The organism is Azospirillum sp. UFLA03-27 (assembly GCF_059803775.1).
Genome location: NZ_JAUQTX010000036.1, coordinates 22,521 through 36,779 on the forward strand (window position 1 = coordinate 22,521; position 14,259 = coordinate 36,779).

Annotated in this window: 24 protein-coding genes; 22 read left to right on the forward strand and 2 right to left on the reverse strand. The window is 66.1% G+C overall.

Annotated features, from left to right (window positions below):
* The first annotated feature begins 3 nt into the window (after positions 1 to 3).
* Positions 4 to 342 carry a hypothetical protein gene (locus tag Q4I23_RS08165; RefSeq protein ID WP_498525869.1) on the forward strand — a complete coding sequence of 113 codons (339 nt, stop codon included), beginning with the start codon at positions 4 to 6 and terminating at the stop codon, positions 340 to 342.
* Between the two features lie 10 nt (positions 343 to 352).
* On the opposite strand, the gene Q4I23_RS08170 is transcribed toward Q4I23_RS08165, so the two are convergent.
* A complete protein-coding gene (locus tag Q4I23_RS08170; RefSeq protein ID WP_498525870.1) occupies positions 353 to 856 on the reverse strand; it encodes a LuxR C-terminal-related transcriptional regulator in 504 nt (167 codons plus the stop codon).
* Between the two features lie 482 nt (positions 857 to 1,338).
* Here Q4I23_RS08170 and Q4I23_RS08175 point away from each other — a divergent pair, with 482 nt between their 5' ends.
* From Q4I23_RS08175 to Q4I23_RS08185, 3 genes are all read left to right on the forward strand, one after another.
* Positions 1,339 to 1,974 carry a hypothetical protein gene (locus Q4I23_RS08175; protein ID WP_498525871.1) on the forward strand — a complete coding sequence of 212 codons (636 nt, stop codon included), beginning with the start codon at positions 1,339 to 1,341 and terminating at the stop codon, positions 1,972 to 1,974.
* Between the two features lie 800 nt (positions 1,975 to 2,774).
* On the forward strand, positions 2,775 to 3,020 hold the full coding sequence (locus tag Q4I23_RS08180; protein WP_498525872.1) for a hypothetical protein: 246 nt from the start codon (positions 2,775 to 2,777) through the stop codon (positions 3,018 to 3,020).
* Between the two features lie 117 nt (positions 3,021 to 3,137).
* Positions 3,138 to 3,404, forward strand: coding sequence for a ribbon-helix-helix domain-containing protein (locus Q4I23_RS08185; protein ID WP_498525873.1), 267 nt, complete (start codon positions 3,138 to 3,140; stop codon positions 3,402 to 3,404).
* Positions 3,405 to 3,482: 78 nt separating this feature from the next.
* On the opposite strand, the gene Q4I23_RS08190 is transcribed toward Q4I23_RS08185, so the two are convergent.
* Positions 3,483 to 4,331: a DUF7946 domain-containing protein gene (locus Q4I23_RS08190; RefSeq protein ID WP_498525874.1), complete on the reverse strand. Its 849-nt coding sequence runs from the start codon at positions 4,329 to 4,331 to the stop codon at positions 3,483 to 3,485.
* 545 nt (positions 4,332 to 4,876) lie between these two features.
* Between Q4I23_RS08190 and Q4I23_RS08195 the strand changes: the two genes are divergently transcribed.
* The 18 genes from Q4I23_RS08195 to Q4I23_RS08280 all read left to right on the forward strand — a co-directional run bounded on the left by Q4I23_RS08195 (position 4,877) and on the right by Q4I23_RS08280 (position 14,258).
* Positions 4,877 to 5,152: a hypothetical protein gene (locus Q4I23_RS08195; RefSeq protein ID WP_498525875.1), complete on the forward strand. Its 276-nt coding sequence runs from the start codon at positions 4,877 to 4,879 to the stop codon at positions 5,150 to 5,152.
* A gap of 19 nt (positions 5,153 to 5,171) precedes the next feature.
* On the forward strand, positions 5,172 to 5,429 hold the full coding sequence (locus Q4I23_RS08200) for a DUF7446 family protein (RefSeq protein WP_498525876.1): 258 nt from the start codon (positions 5,172 to 5,174) through the stop codon (positions 5,427 to 5,429).
* Between the two features lie 128 nt (positions 5,430 to 5,557).
* Complete coding sequence (locus Q4I23_RS08205; RefSeq protein WP_498525877.1) at positions 5,558 to 6,343, forward strand: hypothetical protein; 786 nt, start codon at positions 5,558 to 5,560, stop codon at positions 6,341 to 6,343.
* A 77-nt stretch (positions 6,344 to 6,420) separates the two neighbouring features.
* On the forward strand, positions 6,421 to 6,693 hold the full coding sequence (locus tag Q4I23_RS08210; protein WP_498525878.1) for a hypothetical protein: 273 nt from the start codon (positions 6,421 to 6,423) through the stop codon (positions 6,691 to 6,693).
* A gap of 96 nt (positions 6,694 to 6,789) precedes the next feature.
* Complete coding sequence (locus Q4I23_RS08215) at positions 6,790 to 7,074, forward strand: hypothetical protein (RefSeq protein ID WP_498525879.1); 285 nt, start codon at positions 6,790 to 6,792, stop codon at positions 7,072 to 7,074.
* The gene (locus tag Q4I23_RS08220; protein WP_498525880.1) at positions 7,074 to 7,217 is read left to right on the forward strand and encodes a hypothetical protein; all 144 of its coding nucleotides are present in this window, start codon (positions 7,074 to 7,076) and stop codon (positions 7,215 to 7,217) included. Before Q4I23_RS08215 ends, Q4I23_RS08220 begins: the two co-directional genes overlap by 1 nt.
* Positions 7,211 to 7,585, forward strand: coding sequence for a hypothetical protein (locus Q4I23_RS08225; protein ID WP_498525881.1), 375 nt, complete (start codon positions 7,211 to 7,213; stop codon positions 7,583 to 7,585). Before Q4I23_RS08220 ends, Q4I23_RS08225 begins: the two co-directional genes overlap by 7 nt.
* Positions 7,586 to 7,732: 147 nt before the next feature.
* Positions 7,733 to 8,158: a hypothetical protein gene (locus tag Q4I23_RS08230; RefSeq protein WP_498525882.1), complete on the forward strand. Its 426-nt coding sequence runs from the start codon at positions 7,733 to 7,735 to the stop codon at positions 8,156 to 8,158.
* 3 nt (positions 8,159 to 8,161) lie between these two features.
* Positions 8,162 to 8,449, forward strand: coding sequence for a hypothetical protein (locus tag Q4I23_RS08235; RefSeq protein ID WP_498525883.1), 288 nt, complete (start codon positions 8,162 to 8,164; stop codon positions 8,447 to 8,449).
* Positions 8,446 to 8,640 (forward strand): hypothetical protein, encoded by a 195-nt coding sequence (locus Q4I23_RS08240; protein ID WP_498525884.1) that lies wholly within the window; start codon positions 8,446 to 8,448, stop codon positions 8,638 to 8,640. The genes Q4I23_RS08235 and Q4I23_RS08240 overlap by 4 nt, the downstream gene beginning before the upstream one ends.
* 44 nt (positions 8,641 to 8,684) lie before the next feature.
* The gene (locus Q4I23_RS08245) at positions 8,685 to 9,881 is read left to right on the forward strand and encodes a hypothetical protein (RefSeq protein ID WP_498525885.1); all 1,197 of its coding nucleotides are present in this window, start codon (positions 8,685 to 8,687) and stop codon (positions 9,879 to 9,881) included.
* A gap of 11 nt (positions 9,882 to 9,892) precedes the next feature.
* The gene (locus tag Q4I23_RS08250; RefSeq protein ID WP_498525886.1) at positions 9,893 to 10,885 is read left to right on the forward strand and encodes a YqaJ viral recombinase family protein; all 993 of its coding nucleotides are present in this window, start codon (positions 9,893 to 9,895) and stop codon (positions 10,883 to 10,885) included.
* A 5-nt stretch (positions 10,886 to 10,890) separates the two neighbouring features.
* Positions 10,891 to 12,156, forward strand: coding sequence for a recombinase RecT (locus Q4I23_RS08255; protein ID WP_498525887.1), 1,266 nt, complete (start codon positions 10,891 to 10,893; stop codon positions 12,154 to 12,156).
* Positions 12,153 to 12,317 (forward strand): hypothetical protein, encoded by a 165-nt coding sequence (locus Q4I23_RS08260; RefSeq protein WP_498525888.1) that lies wholly within the window; start codon positions 12,153 to 12,155, stop codon positions 12,315 to 12,317. Before Q4I23_RS08255 ends, Q4I23_RS08260 begins: the two co-directional genes overlap by 4 nt.
* A 15-nt stretch (positions 12,318 to 12,332) precedes the next feature.
* Complete coding sequence (locus Q4I23_RS08265; RefSeq protein WP_498525889.1) at positions 12,333 to 12,575, forward strand: hypothetical protein; 243 nt, start codon at positions 12,333 to 12,335, stop codon at positions 12,573 to 12,575.
* 21 nt (positions 12,576 to 12,596) lie between these two features.
* Positions 12,597 to 13,223 carry a hypothetical protein gene (locus Q4I23_RS08270; RefSeq protein ID WP_498525890.1) on the forward strand — a complete coding sequence of 209 codons (627 nt, stop codon included), beginning with the start codon at positions 12,597 to 12,599 and terminating at the stop codon, positions 13,221 to 13,223.
* A 13-nt stretch (positions 13,224 to 13,236) separates the two neighbouring features.
* A complete protein-coding gene (locus Q4I23_RS08275; RefSeq protein ID WP_498525891.1) occupies positions 13,237 to 14,010 on the forward strand; it encodes a Lar family restriction alleviation protein in 774 nt (257 codons plus the stop codon).
* Positions 14,011 to 14,012: 2 nt separating this feature from the next.
* Positions 14,013 to 14,258: a hypothetical protein gene (locus Q4I23_RS08280; RefSeq protein WP_498525892.1), complete on the forward strand. Its 246-nt coding sequence runs from the start codon at positions 14,013 to 14,015 to the stop codon at positions 14,256 to 14,258.
* Position 14,259: the final 1 nt, after the last annotated feature.

Here is a 14,259-nt window from a genome sequence, read left to right on the forward strand (position 1 = left end):
GAAATGACGCTTCACGTCCTCAGCGAGACGCTTTGCGGCAGCCTCGCGGGCGGCGGACATTTCCTGTCCTCGCTTGGACAGAACGCGTCCACCATTCGCCGTGGACCCATCAACGTGTGCGTGCGCAGCATTGGCGGCATGAACACGCACAATCCGATCCAGAACCCCGTCGACGCCCTGATCCTGGCGACGCTGCTCCGCATCCGCGCCACCGAAGTCGAGGCGGTCACACCGGCCAGGGCAGCGTTTCTGCGCGCCGCTGCTGGGGCCATTGAAGCCCGCGTATTCGCCGGCAAGGGCGCGTGCGATCTGGGCGCGATCCGGGAGGCGGTAGGTGAATAAGCCGTCCATGTCACGCCCCCCCCGGCTGGGAGGGCGCCGCGTCGGCCTGGGCCGAGCTGTTGCGCCACCAGATCGCGGCCTGGACGCGGTTCTTCGAGCCGGTCCGGCGCAAAACCGCGTGAACGTGCTGCTTCACCGTCGCCAAGGTGATGCCGAGGGCTCGGCCGATCTCCTTGTCCTGCTTTCCGGCGGACACGAGAGCCAGAACCGACTCCTGGCGGGGAGAGAGGCGAACGATCTCGGCGGGGCCGTTGCGAAGCGGCAGAGCGGACGCGAACTCCGCGCGGCCTTCGATCCCGAGGGCCTGCTTGGCCGCATAGACGGCCTTCTTCACGGAACTCTCGGGAACCTCCAGCCGGTGAGCGATCTCCTTGTCGGGATGACCGCAGGCGACGAGGCGCGCGACCTGGGCGACGAGGCCGGTCAGGCGCTCTGCACCTTCGGTGGGCTGGACCGGCGTGGACCGTCCGTGGCATTCTCCGGGCTGCCGATTGGTGCTGGTTTGCATAGTCATCAGTGCCTTTCGGTTGGAGCGCCGGCCCGCGGGGTGCAATCCTGGGCCGGCGTTCGTTTGTCTGCGCCCCGGCTGGAGCGCGGGGGTCCGGGCTTAGAGCCCGAGCACGGCCTGCCCGAGACGGGCGAAGGCCGAAATCAGTGCGAAGGCGCTTCCGATGAGGAGGCCCGCGGTTGCCGTGACCTGGGCCGCGACGCGAAGGTGGTGCGGGCTCACCCGCAGGAGGTGGCCGGCCCGACCGCATGCCCGCGTGACGCTCCGGCGCGCAGCCCAGTAGCCTCGCAGCGTGGTAAACTGGCCGGCTCTGTGCGTTCGCGCCGGGACGGCGTAGCGCGCAGCGAGCAAGGAGGCATGGTCAGCCATGGCGCGGCCTCCTATGCGTGGGCTTGCTGGCCGGGCGCGAGCGGTGCCCGCCCCGGCGACTGGCGCGGAAGAATATCCGGGCGGTCAACGTCCTCAGGCCACGCGAGGCCTTCCGGCCAATGATCGGAAAACCAACTCTTGACCTTGAGGTAAGTGTCGACGGAGCACCCGCAGCCAGATCGGATGCGCCTGAAGAACGCACCCTGATTCTGGACCAGGGTAGCGATGCGCGCCTCGGAAAGGCCCGTGGCGCGGGCATATTCTTCGGCGAGGGTGATGAGTTGAGTGCGGTAGTCCATAAACCCGATGATGCGGATATTTCTCCGCACCGTCAACGGATTTCTATCCGCAAGACGCCCGCGGAGAGTTTGCGGCATATTGTCCGCATGCACCGCTACGAAACCCTGCTGAACCTTATTGCTGATCGCCGCGCCGAGCTGGGGCTGTCCGAGCGCGCGGCGTGTCTCGCATCAGATTTGGGCGTAGACGCGATCCGGACGATCCGGCGCGGGAACGCCCCAAAGCCTGAAACGTTGGCGAAACTCGCCGTCGGTTTGAAGCTCCCCGCGTCCGCTCTACTGGACGCTGCCGCCAAGGTGGAATCGTCGACCGCCACAACCAGTCAGTCTGAAGAAAGCGATATCGACAGGGAATTTGCGCGCCTGCTGTCCAAGATGAACGACTCCACAAAGATGAAGACCTTAGAAATTATGGAAATTATGCTTCGTCCTGATGACGAAGAAGACGCTCCATAACGGCAATCATCCGCTTCTTTTGCTGCAAGTTCATGCGCGACCACGCCTCCGTGATCTTTATGTCAAGATTGCTTGGCTTCGAAGACCGGCCTTCCCCACGATCTTGCTCAATCACTGCCCGCGTCTCGCTGCCCACCATGTCGTAAACCTCCCCCCGTTGCGCAAAAGCTGGAACAAAATAGGAACGCTGTCAAGGCTCACTCATAATGATGGGCATCCATCCCCATTGTGAGCTCAGGTTGAAGTTGCGATCAAAGCGCGTCCAGAATTGCGACGAAAAACCACAAAAGGAAAAGTGGATAGGTCGCAAAATGCGACGCGATTTGCACCGCGTTAATCTTCGGGAAAGGAAGACTGATGGCGACGCCACAAACAATGAACAGAGTCGTGGCGAATTGGATCTTTGGTCTTTTCACAGACACACCTATCACGCATATCATTGTATGTCACCCTGGCCCAGGGAGACTGGCGGTCGGCGCGTGAGGCGTGCCTGCAATGGGGATGGGCTCCCGGCGCATCCCCCTGGCGTGTTTCCAGCACTGCCGGGGGGAGGCTGACATCCCCGAGGGGAGTAGCGAATACATCCTATGGCATGTAACAACCCTTCGGCAAGTCTGAGCAATATTTCGCCATTGTAACGTGCATACAATTATATGCAGGCGGTTGTTTCGTTCGTGTATTTCCATGAGGTTGCAGGCCGCGTTCGTTCTTGGTGCGACTGGATGACGCGCCGCATCCCGCCCTTGACTCCTGCATCATCCAGACAGAACATAATAAGAACATTTGTTGTGGAGTTCGCCATGCACGATCAGCAGCCTCGTCGCCTTTTCATCGTGGAGGATACCCAGCGCCAAGCGGCGGTCTCGGCGCGGGATGCCGGCCGGGCGCGCGCCGTCGCGGCGGCCGTGCTACTAGGGAACCCCAACGCCGAGCGCCGGGACGCCCTGGTCGTGCGCGAGCCCGAGGAGGAGGAGCACGCGGCCTTCGAGGTACGGGCGCGCCAGATCGGTCAGGGCGATTGCGGGTTGGCAGCGATCCCGCTGTAACCTTGCGACCCCGCGGCGCATGACCCCGCGTTTATGTGATGTCCATCACATGTTTTTTGGCCCCGACTCCGCGACGCTGCATACACAAGAATGCAACGTCGCGTACGGTGGGATGCCATGTCAAAGAAGCTCAGGAACGTCTGTGTTGCCGGAAGGCGCACCAGCATGCGGTTGGAGCCCGCCTTCTGGGACGCTCTGGCGGAGATCGCGCAGAGGGAGGGCCTGACGGTCAGCGTGCTGTGCACCCGCCTCGCCGAGCGAGTGGAGGCGCTGGACACGAACAGCCTGTCCAGTGCCGTGCGGGTCTACGTGATGGAGTATTACAGGGCGGCCACGCCGAAGCCGGAAGTGGCTCGCTGCGAGTTGGCTATCGCGGCGGAGTGACAACCGGCGCAGCAGCGCGCGGCCCGGAAGCGCGAAGGGCGCCCGAAGGCGCCCTGGTGAGGTGGTATCGCGGACCGGTCAGGCGGTGTCGCTAATGAAAAGCCGGTCTATTGCTCCGTCCTTTATCGTCGCCTTCCCCTTGACCGATATCGGCTGGCGAGCCGCCATGGCGAGCGCGTACGGGTTATTTGGAATAGAGAACGCCGGATCGGTGATTTTGCCGGCATAGCGAGCCTCCGGCTCGTCCGCTAGCGCCACCTTGCACCCACCGGTCTCCATGTCCAGTTCGGTGATGAGGATGTGATACGTCTGTTCGCCTGTAACCTCCACGGGCTCGTCAGCCATAATGGCCTGCTTTTCAGCGGGACCGACCACAGCAACCTGTCGCCCAGCGGCATCGCCGATTGACAGTCTCCCAGCCGTCTCGCCGACAGGGGCAACGGCCTGCTTCACGGCAGGCTTGAGTGCCTCCGCCATCTTGTCGATGGTAGACAGCAGCCTGTCCACAACAGGCTGATCGCGGTGTCCCAATTCCTTGATGGCTGTTTCCAGCGCGCCGCGTAGCTGCCTCATCTCTTCCCGCTGTCTGGCGGCCCTGGCAATGATATAGGTTATCAGAGTCGCAAGGAGAGTGGCTAGTGTCCCGGAAATTAGGGGCTGCTCCGCTGCCCATTTCACCCACACCATGACCTCAAAACATTTGGCCTCCGGCGCGCGGGTGATCACACGGACTGACAGCGCGTCTTTGTGCTGAACGAATTTGTCGGTCGCCGCGAAATTGGCGGCAACCCCAACAACCCGCGATATTCCCTTCAAGGACTCGCCGAGCGCCGACAACTCAATCTCGTGCCGATCCGCATCCAGCCCATCGAACCGGACAATGATCGGTTCGCCTATGACGTCCCGAGACGCCGATACCCACACCATTCCCCTCACCCCTCCCTCACCTCAACCACGATGGCTTAGCGACCAGCGAGCACGTACTTGCAGGCCCGGCCCAGGAGCCAAGACAGCGCGCCCGCGGCAAAGGCTGCGCTAGCCATCCATGGGCCGTCGTTTGACCGCCCCTCGACCACAAGGACAGCGGCGGCTATGGCGATGCAGATGATGGCCACACCACATCCTGCCCAGTAGATCACCTGCCCAAGCCGCCCCAGCATCTATGCATACCCCCGGATGTTTGCGCCAACGCGAACGCAACCGGATTATGGCACGCACCTCCGCTCCGGCAATGCGGATAAACGTCCGCATTTAGCCGTTGACGCGGATAAACATCCGCATTACTGTTCCCTCCACGCCACCCACTCGGACAGCCACCCGGCAGCCCGATCAGGTGACGGAGCCAGCCCCGATTTGGGATGGCGCTCTTGGTTGCGTTTCCTCCCATCCAAACTCTCCCGCGGCGCTGCGCGTCGGCTGCCGCGGGGGCTTTCTCGGGTGGGGGGCGCAAGACACCAGATGGGGGAACCGACATGATCGTCGTTAGCGCCGCTGCCCTGCACTCCGGGCGCCGCATCATCCAAGTCGCCGATTGCAACGGCAGCGCCGAAGCGGCCAAGGCCATCCGCAACCGCGACGCCATCCTGTTCGCCCGCGCCGAAGAGCGCCAGACCGTCATCTACGACACGCTGGCCGACGCCCGCTCCGGCGTGATGTCCGACTTCGGCATGGGATGGTTCAACCTCGCTCGCCGCCAGCTTGACAACCCGCCGGTCGCCGTGGGCATGGGCGCCCCGGCCCGCTCCTGACCACACGGGGGAAGACACCATGACCAGCACGCTTGAGAAAATCCGCATCGGTCATTCGAAGCTGACCGACCGCATCCGGATCGCCCGTGTCGGCAAAGACGAGACGGTGGCCCTGGATAGCCGGGACGCCACCAACGAATGCATCGGCGCTGTGATCGAGCACGTCATGCACAAGGCCCCGAAGGGCGCGACGCTCAACATCACCAGAGGCGACGGCGTGGCCTACGAACTGACCGTGCGGCCCATCGCCTCCGCCACCGGCACGGAGGGCGCGTGATGGCCGGGCTGCCGGGAACCTTGCAGTTCGCCTTTTGGCTCCACGCCCTGATCCACCCGCATTTCCGCTGACCCCCTCCATCCCGGAGCATATCCGGGAAGACACAGACAACACGATAGGAGATTGCCTTGAAGGCCAAGACCGTCACAGTTTCGCCGGAGGTCGCCACCGTTCTCGGCAATGCCACCATCCAGGGCAATGCCATCATCCTTCCGCCCGGCCAGCTTAACCGCAGTCTTTACGAGGCCGTGAACAAGGTGCTGACCGCCATGGGCGGGAAGTGGGACCGGAAAGCTGGCGGTCACCTCTTCACGCAAGATCCCTGCGCGATCCTGGAGGAGGCTCTTGGCGCCGGGAAGGCGCTGAACCGCCAGCAGACGCTCCAGTTCTTCCAGACCCCCGAAGACTTGGGCGAACGCATGGCGGAACTGGCCGGCATCCGGGCGGGGGATCTGGCGTTGGAGCCGGAGGCCGGCCATGGCCGCTTGGTGAAGCCGATGCTGGCGCGGGGCGCTGAAGTGGTGGCGGTGGAGATCGACCCGGTCAACGCCGGCGTGCTGAGCAGTATCGGAGGGGTCGAGGTCCACCAGGGAGATTTCCTGGAATGGGCCAAGAATGAGAAGCGCCGCTTCGACAAGGCGGTGATGAACCCGCCGTTCAGCGGGAACCAGGACATCCGCCACGTCATGGCCGCCTTCGGCTTGCTGCGTGAGGGCGGGCGGCTGGTCGCCATCATGAGCGAGCACGGCTTCATCGGCCAGGAGAGCGAGTGCCGCGATTTCCGGAACTGGCTCTCCGACAACAGCGCCGTGGTCGAGCAGCTTCCCGCCGGCACGTTCGCCAAGTCCGGTACCGGCGTCCAGGTCCGCCTGATTACCGCGTCGAAACAAGAGGCAAAGGCCATCGCCGCCTGACCTCTGCCGGTGGCTGGCACGACAAGCCACCGGCTACCCGACACTCAGCCATAACAGACACACGACAGGAGATCAGTATGAGCAACGGACAATCAATACTCGCCCTCAAAATGGAAAGGAACGACGCCAATGCGGAAACGGTACGCGATTACCTGAAAGCACTTCTTGGCAAAGTTTGGGAGCACGACGAGTGCTTTAGCGGAAAACGCCCTTTCGGAAATAGCGGGTGGAAGTACGAGCTTTACAAGTCGCTCGTGTCATCTGGCCTTCTCGCTGGCGACGAAGACGGACACCCGGACGACAGCGGCGAGGCTGACCGCCTGATTGCTGAAGCCATCAACGCGCTCTGACCACGCGCCCGGCGGCAGGCACACACGCCGCCGGCTCTCGCAATGGCCCTGACACGTCGGGACCGGGGCGATAGCCGAGACAAAGGGAGACCCCCAATGCTGATGACCGAAGAAGAGGCCCGAAAGAAATGGTGCCCGATGGCGCGAACCGGCGATGGCGTTGAAAGCCCCGGTTTGGTCAACCGTATCGCAGACTGCAACTGCATCGCCTCTGGCTGCGCGGCGTGGCGGTGGGCAGGGTGGGTGGACGTCATGTCTGACGGATCGCTTGAACTGGGAGACGGAGCCGGCCTCCATGTCATGCTGCGAAGGTCCATGAACCCGACTGGTTGCCACCATATCGGCTTCTGCGGCGCCTTCGGCAAGCCGGAGGCCGCGTGATGCGCTCCGCCCTCACCTCCGAAGCCGTGGCGAACACGCTCGCCGACCTGCGCGTGACGGGAGGCTTCTTCTTCCGGCTGGCCGTCGAAACCGCCGTCGCCGTTGCCGCTTTCGTGGCCCTCCTGGATGTCCTGCAATGCTGAACTCCCCTGCCCCGCGCGAATCCTGGCTCTCCTACCCCTACTGGATCGCGACCGACCGCGGCCCGCAGCCGGTGATGTGCGGCAAGGCCCGCGGCCCCTTCGCGGTCCATCGCGACCACGACGGCTGGCGCCTCACGCACCTTCCGACCGGCGCGCTGATCGGGCTGGCCGACGACGCCGAGACCGCCATGGCCGTCGCCGACCTGATCGCCGGAATCCGGAACTGGTCGCTGCCGCAAGAGCCGAGCGCCATCGAGAGGGATGTGGCGTCCGCGATGCTGCGCAGCAGGGGCATCCGGGCTCCTGAGACCCGCAAGTTCTGGACGCCATCGGCAATTGCGCCCGCCGCCCTGCCGCTGGGCGCCTGACAGAGCAGCTTCCCCGCCGTCCAACCCTGGCAGGTCGTTACGGCGGGCGAACCGGTCGGCGGGTGCATCCAGGCGCCCGCCGGCTGCCGGGAGCGGGCGCGTCGCCGCCCTCTGCCGCCAGCCGAACACCGGAACAAGGAGCCGTCCATGTCCATCCTGACCGCTCACGCCGCCTCGCCCATCAGCGCCGCCAACGTCCAGGCCAGCCGCGCCGCGGCGTTCTTCAGCGCCTTGGATGACGACGATCTGCTGCGGGCGCGCGCACTCTTCGATGCCGAAATCCAGCGCCGGGCCGGAAGCAATTCCGAATTGCGCTTCACCGCTGCGCTGTCGATGCCGTCCCTCTCGCTGCCCCACGCCTTCCGGACCGTGCAGGGCATCCTGCGCTATCGCGACGGGCATCTGCGCCGGGCGCCGGGCGAGTTCCTGTCGGTCGAGGTGACGGCGCGCGACATCACGGTCTTTCGCGGCTCGGCGCCGGTCGTCATCACCAACGACATCGCCGACGCCCTCCGCGGGCTGGACGAGCGCACGTCCATTCTGGTTCCGCGCGCCGCCGGGCGGGGGAACTGAGCCATGGGCCACCTCTCGAAACTGGCCGAGGAGGAGGCCGCGACGCTGACCAAGCTGCTCGGCGAGATGCGGCGGTTCGACTTCGCCTTGAGCGATGCGTTCGGGCCGGAGTGCCGGCGCTTTCCTGGCATGGGCTCGTCCGTCGGGTCGGTCCGCGACGCGCTGGAGGATCTGCAAAGCGACATCCGCGGCACGCTGACGGACCTGGACCCCGACAACCTGACCGGCTGGGACGAGCTGCGCAACTGGCTCAGCAGCCGCGTCACCGCCGCCAAGGAGACCGCGCCATGATCCGCCACACCGGCCTGCCCCGACTCCAGCGCGACGCGAAGGCCGCCGCCGCGGCGGGCCAGCCCCTCACCTACACCGCCGCCGAGGTGCAGGAGATCGTCGCCGAGATGGAACGCGCGGAGACCGCCGCACTCAAGGCTGCCATCGCCTCCATGGAGCGCCGCGACTTTCAGCCGGCCGCCCGGCTCTGACCAACCCATTCGGCGCGCCGTCGCGCCGCACCAGAGGACCCGATATGTCCGACACCCTGGAAGCGCCCAAGGCTGAGACCGGCAAGGGGCTCGCCATCATCGCCGACCTGACGCCTGAGATTTTCACCCCTGAGAAGGCCGCCGAGATCGTCGCCGACGTCCGGCGTGAGGTGCTGGCTGTCGATCGCGACGTGTCCACCAAGAAGGGTCGCGAGGCCATCGCCTCCATGGCCGCGAAGATCGCCCGGTCGAAGACCGCCGCCGACGCCTTCGGGAAGCAGCTCAAGGCCGACTACAAGGTCAAGGTGGACGCCATCGACGGCATCCGCCGCATCTTCTGGGACGGGCTGGAGGCCCTCCAGAAGGAGTTCCGCGCGCCGCTGACCGAGTTCGAGGAAGCGGAGAAGGCGCGGGTTGCGGGGCACGAGGCCGCCTTGGCTGACATCGCTCGCCTGATCGTGATTGACGGCGTTCCGACCACCGACGCCATCGCCGACCGGTTGACCGTCGCCCAAGCCGTCGACACCAGTACCTTCCAGGAGTTCACCGCCCGTGCCGAGGCGGCGAAGGCCGAGGCCGTCGGCAAGCTGGCGATGATGCTGGAGGCGGCCCACCAGCGCGACGCTGAGCGCGCCGAGCTGGAGCGCTTGCGCCAGGAAGCTGCAGAGCGCGAAGCCCAAGCCGCTCGGGAGAAAGCGGAGCAGGAACAGCGGGAGCGCGAGGAGCGCGCCGCCGAACAGGCCCGTCAGGAGGCGGAACGCGCCGCCGCCGCCGAACGGATGCGGGTCGAGCAGGAAGCCCGCCAGATCCAGGAGAAGGCGGAGCGTGAGAAGGCTGAGGCCGAGGAGCGCGCCGCCCAGGCGGAGAGGGACCGGCAGGACGCCGAGCGCCGCGCCAAGGAGGCGGAGGAGCGGGCCGAGGCCGACCGCATCGAAGCCGCGCGCCGGGCCGAGGAGGACCGCAAGGCTGCCGAGGAGCGCGCCCGGCAGCGGGAGGAGGAAGCCGCCCAGCGGGAGCGCCAGCGGATCGAGGACGAGCGCCGGGCCGAGGAGGAGGCGCAGCGCCGCCGCGAGGAGGACCGGGCGCACCGCGGGTCCATCAACCGCGCCGCGATGCAAGCGCTGATCGCCGCAATGGCGGACGCTCATTCCGGAAACGCCGCCGAGGCCGAAGCGATTGCCAGGGCGATTGTCTCCGCCATCGCCAAGGGCGACGTGCCCAACGTCCGCATCTCGTACTGAGGAGCCCCAGCGTGAGCGCTATCCTCCCCAAGAACCGCGACGACTGGCACGCGCTCCGCGCCCAGCACATCGGCGGCTCGGAGATCGCCAGCCTGTTCTACCTGTGGCAGCTCGCCAACGGGCAGTTGGCCTACCTGCACATGTTCGAGACGCCGCCCGCCGGCGCGACCATGCTCGGCTGCGTCTCGCGCCACACCACCGGCTACCGGCTCTGGCACGAGAAGGCTGGCGTCCTGCCGGCGGAGGACCTGGACGGCAACGAGCGAATCCGGCTCGGCCGCTGCCTGGAGGCGGGGATCGCCGAGGCCGCGCGCGAGAAATGGGCGCCCTGGCCGCTGCGCAAGGTCCACCGCTATCTCCGCCACGCCGCGGTACCGGGCATGGGCGCCAGCCGCGACTTCGAGGTGCACGAGCCCGGCCTGCCGCCGGTCGAGATCAAGAACGTCGACTATCTGGTGTTCCGCGACCTGTGGAAGACCGAAGGCGACGAGATCACCGCGCCGCCCATCGACATTACGTTGCAGCTCCAGCACCAGATTGCGTGCGAGCGCGTCCAGGCGCCCTATGGCTGGATCGTCGCTTGCGTCGGCGGGAGCAGCCTGAAGCGCGGGCGGATCGAGCGGCACGACCCGACGATTGCCAAGATCGAGCAGGCCGTCACCGCCTTCTGGGCCGCTGTCGCCGCCGGCACGCCGCCGCTGGACGTCGCCGACTTCGACACGCAGGCCGACCTGTCGTTGCTGGGCGCCGAGGTGCGGTCCGCGCCGCTGGACCTGACCGGGGACAACGAGTTGCCCGGCCTGTGCGCGGAGTTCCTGAAGACCGACGCGGCGGTCAAGGACGGCGAGAAGCTCCGCGACCGGATCAAGGGGCGCATCGCCCTGAAGCTCGGCGACGCCCCGGAGACGATCCGGGCCAAGGCCGCCGGCCACTCCATCACCTGGGTCTACGCGCAGCGGGGCGGCAAGCCCTACCGCGGGGCCATGACCATTCGCGAGGCTTGAGCATCATGACCACGAACACCGGAACCGCCGTCGCCCAGCGCGACCCCGTGAAGGACCTGCAGGCCGACCTGTCGAAGGAGGCGGTGAAGGCGCAGTTCGCCGTCGCTCTGCCCGCTCACATCCCGCCTGACCAGTTCGTCCGCGTCGTGATGACCGCTGTCGCCAAGAACCCCGACCTCGCCCAGGCCGACCGGCGATCCCTCTTTAATTCCTGCCTGGAAGCGGCGGCTGATGGCCTGCTTCCCAATGGCAAGGAAGCGGCCCTAGTGATCTTCAACACCAAGGAAAAGCAGGGCGGCCGGGATGTTTGGGTCAAGAAGGTCCAGTACATGCCGATGGTTCGCGGCATCCGGAAGCTGGCCTTCAACAGCGGACAGATCAAGCTGCTGGATGCGTTCTGCGTCCACGCCAACGATGATTTCGATTACGCCTATGGGTTCGAGCCAACGGTCACTCACAAGCCGCCAAAGTTCGGTTCCGACCGTGGCCCGATCATTGGCGTCTACGCGGTGGCCGAGACCAAGGATGGCGAGCGGTCGCTGGAAGTCATGGACAAGGCGGCCGTCGAGAAGGTGCGCGCCGTCAGCCGCAGCAAGGATTCCGGTCCGTGGGTGCAGTGGTGGGATGAAATGGCCCGCAAGACGGTGCTGCGCCGCCTCGCCAAGCGGCTCCCGCTCTCGGCCGAACTGGAGCGCGCCATTGAACGGGACAATGCCCTGTTCGAGATGGAGGCTCGGCGCCTGGGGGTTGGGGGAACGACCATTCAAGGAACGGCCGCCGGCCAGCTCAACGCCTTCGCCGCAGCGCCCGCCCTGGAACACGACGCCGGGTCCGCGCCTGAAACCTTCGTCCCGCCCCCGCAGACCTATCAGCTGGTCACGCTGGACGGCGAAGTGTCCGAGACCACCAACGCCGCCGACTGGCTGACCCGCTTCGAAGCCGCGCTCCAGGGTGCCGCCGATCCGGCCAAGCTCTGGGACCTGAACAGCGACGCCGCCGAGTGGGCCGCCGACATGACCGAGGGCGGGGACGACGCCCTGGCCCGCCTGCGCAAGGCCTATCTGACCAGGCCGGAGCAGGCGCAACCCACCGATTGGTCGGCCACGCTGACAGAGCTGAAGGCCGGCGCCGCGAACTGTGCCGACGTGGCGGCCTGGGTGGAGTTCAAGAAGGCGCACGCCGACACGCTGAAGGCCATGCCGGACGACGTGTTCGCCGACTGGAACGACTTCGCCGAGCAGCGCGGCGCCGAGTTGCGGGGGCAGCCGTGACCCGCCGAGACGTTCGCCGGAGCAGGCGCGCGAAGGAGGCGCGCCGCTTCGAGCACATGGACGCCCGCGACGACGTCGAGCGCTGCCCGGACACGCTGGACCTGACCGACTTCCTGGCGCGCCTCGAAGCGCAGCAGCCCACCCCCACCGCTCCGCGCTGAGCGCAAGGAACCACCATGGCCAGCATCACCAACGAGGACCGGCGCCGCTATCTGGCAGCCGCCCAGGCCCAAGGGAGCCTGACCCGTAACGCCCACAGCTCGCGACCGAGCGACAGGATCGTCCTCACGCTGGCGAGCGAAGGACTGCTGGCCTGCACCAAGGCAAAGCCGCGCGACCGCATGTCCTACGCGCTGACGGCCGCCGGTCGCGAACGCCTCACCGCCCTTTCCACCCGCAAAGCATCCGCTCCGCGCTGAGCGCAGAGCGAGGAGACCGAAATGACCGACAACGAATGGACGCTGTGGAGCGAGCGGCGCCCGGAAGACACCAAGGCGCTTTACCGCTGGCGCATACCGGCCCGGATGATCTGCGGCATGATGCTGCGGCCCGAGTGGAGCGCGAAACTCCAGTACTGCGGCATGGGATACGGGCCGTCCGAGTGGTGGCCGGAATATTCCCGCTGGGACGGCTACGTTCGGTCGGTCCCGGATGGCATGGAATGGCGCCTCGCGCGTGAAGGCGAGGACGCGGAGAGCATCTTCTGGGGTGGCCTTGACCTCCTGCCGTGCCCGCACACCGGAGGCGCCCCGAAGGTCACCTACAAGGGCCGATGGCTGCACGCCGGTCCATGGGATGCGGAAAGCCTCAGCCTCCGCGCGTGGATGGTCAGCAGTTGCGGGTGGGCAGATGCCAACAAGATGCTCGCCAACTGGAACCGCCGACCGGAAACGCCCGCGGCAGACCACGCAGAAACCATCGCCAAAGCCATTGAGAGCGAAGCCGCTCGCCTGAAGGACGAGGCGATGGTCATTCACAACTCGTCCATGCGCGATGCCGCCGAGCGAGAAGCCGCTGCCTTTCTCCGGGCCGCCGGGATCGCGCGCATCGCCACGCCCTCGGCCTGAGGAGACCGACACAATGACCGACAAGACCGAACTGCTTTCGTGCCCGTTCTGCGGCGGCAAGGCAACCATGCGCCATGATGGCTTCAGCAAGCCCATATACGAAGTCTCCTGCGATGACTGCCAGTGCGGAACCTATCTGCGTCAGCCGATAGAAGAAGCCATCGCCGCCTGGAACCGCCGCCCCTCCGTGCAGGAGGCCGCCCCGGCTGACCTGACCGAGACGGCGAAGCGGATCGCGTGGGAATTCGAGCGCTCCAGATGGCCGGACGAGTGCCGTCACTCCATGGAGAAACTGTGGGACGAGATCAGTGATCCAGCCAAACGAGCGTGGCTTTCCGCCGCTCGCGCCGTCGATCCTGCCGTGCCGGATGGGTGGAAGCTCGTCCCGGTCGACCCAACGCCGGAGATGGTGGGTGCCGCGTGCACCTGGAAGAGCGACGTTGGTCCGGCGACCAGAACCTATGCCGCCATGCTCTCCGCCGCCCCCACGTCCACGGCACAGCCCGAAGCGGTGAAAGTGGAGTGCTATTGGGACGCCGAGGATCGCGAGACCGGCTATTCCTGCATCAACGACATCATGGAAGACAAAGCCGACGGCGTCGTGGTCGAGATCGAGCATGTGGCCGTGGTCAACCGGACCTTCCACGCCAAGCTGCGAGCTGACGTCAACTCTGACAGTGATGACGGATGGGAGGTCGAGGCGTTGACCGAGGCGGAAGCCGAAGCCGCGCTTTCCGCCGAACTGGAACGTCGCCGGGCCTCCGCTCCCGCCCCCAGGGAGGCGTGACCATGGCCTACGGCTTCACCTGCTACGACTGCAAGGCCGACCTCGACACGCCGCACGACGACGCCAAGCAAGCGGAGATCTACGCCGGCAAAATGGGATGGGTGATCGGACACTGGAATGGGCACGGGAACTATGCATGCCCGTCGTGTGCACCCGGCCTGTTCGGCGCAGAAACCCTCGACAAGCTCCACGCCACCCCATCCCAGGACCTGTCTCTTATACACATCTCCGAGCCCACGAGACTATAAC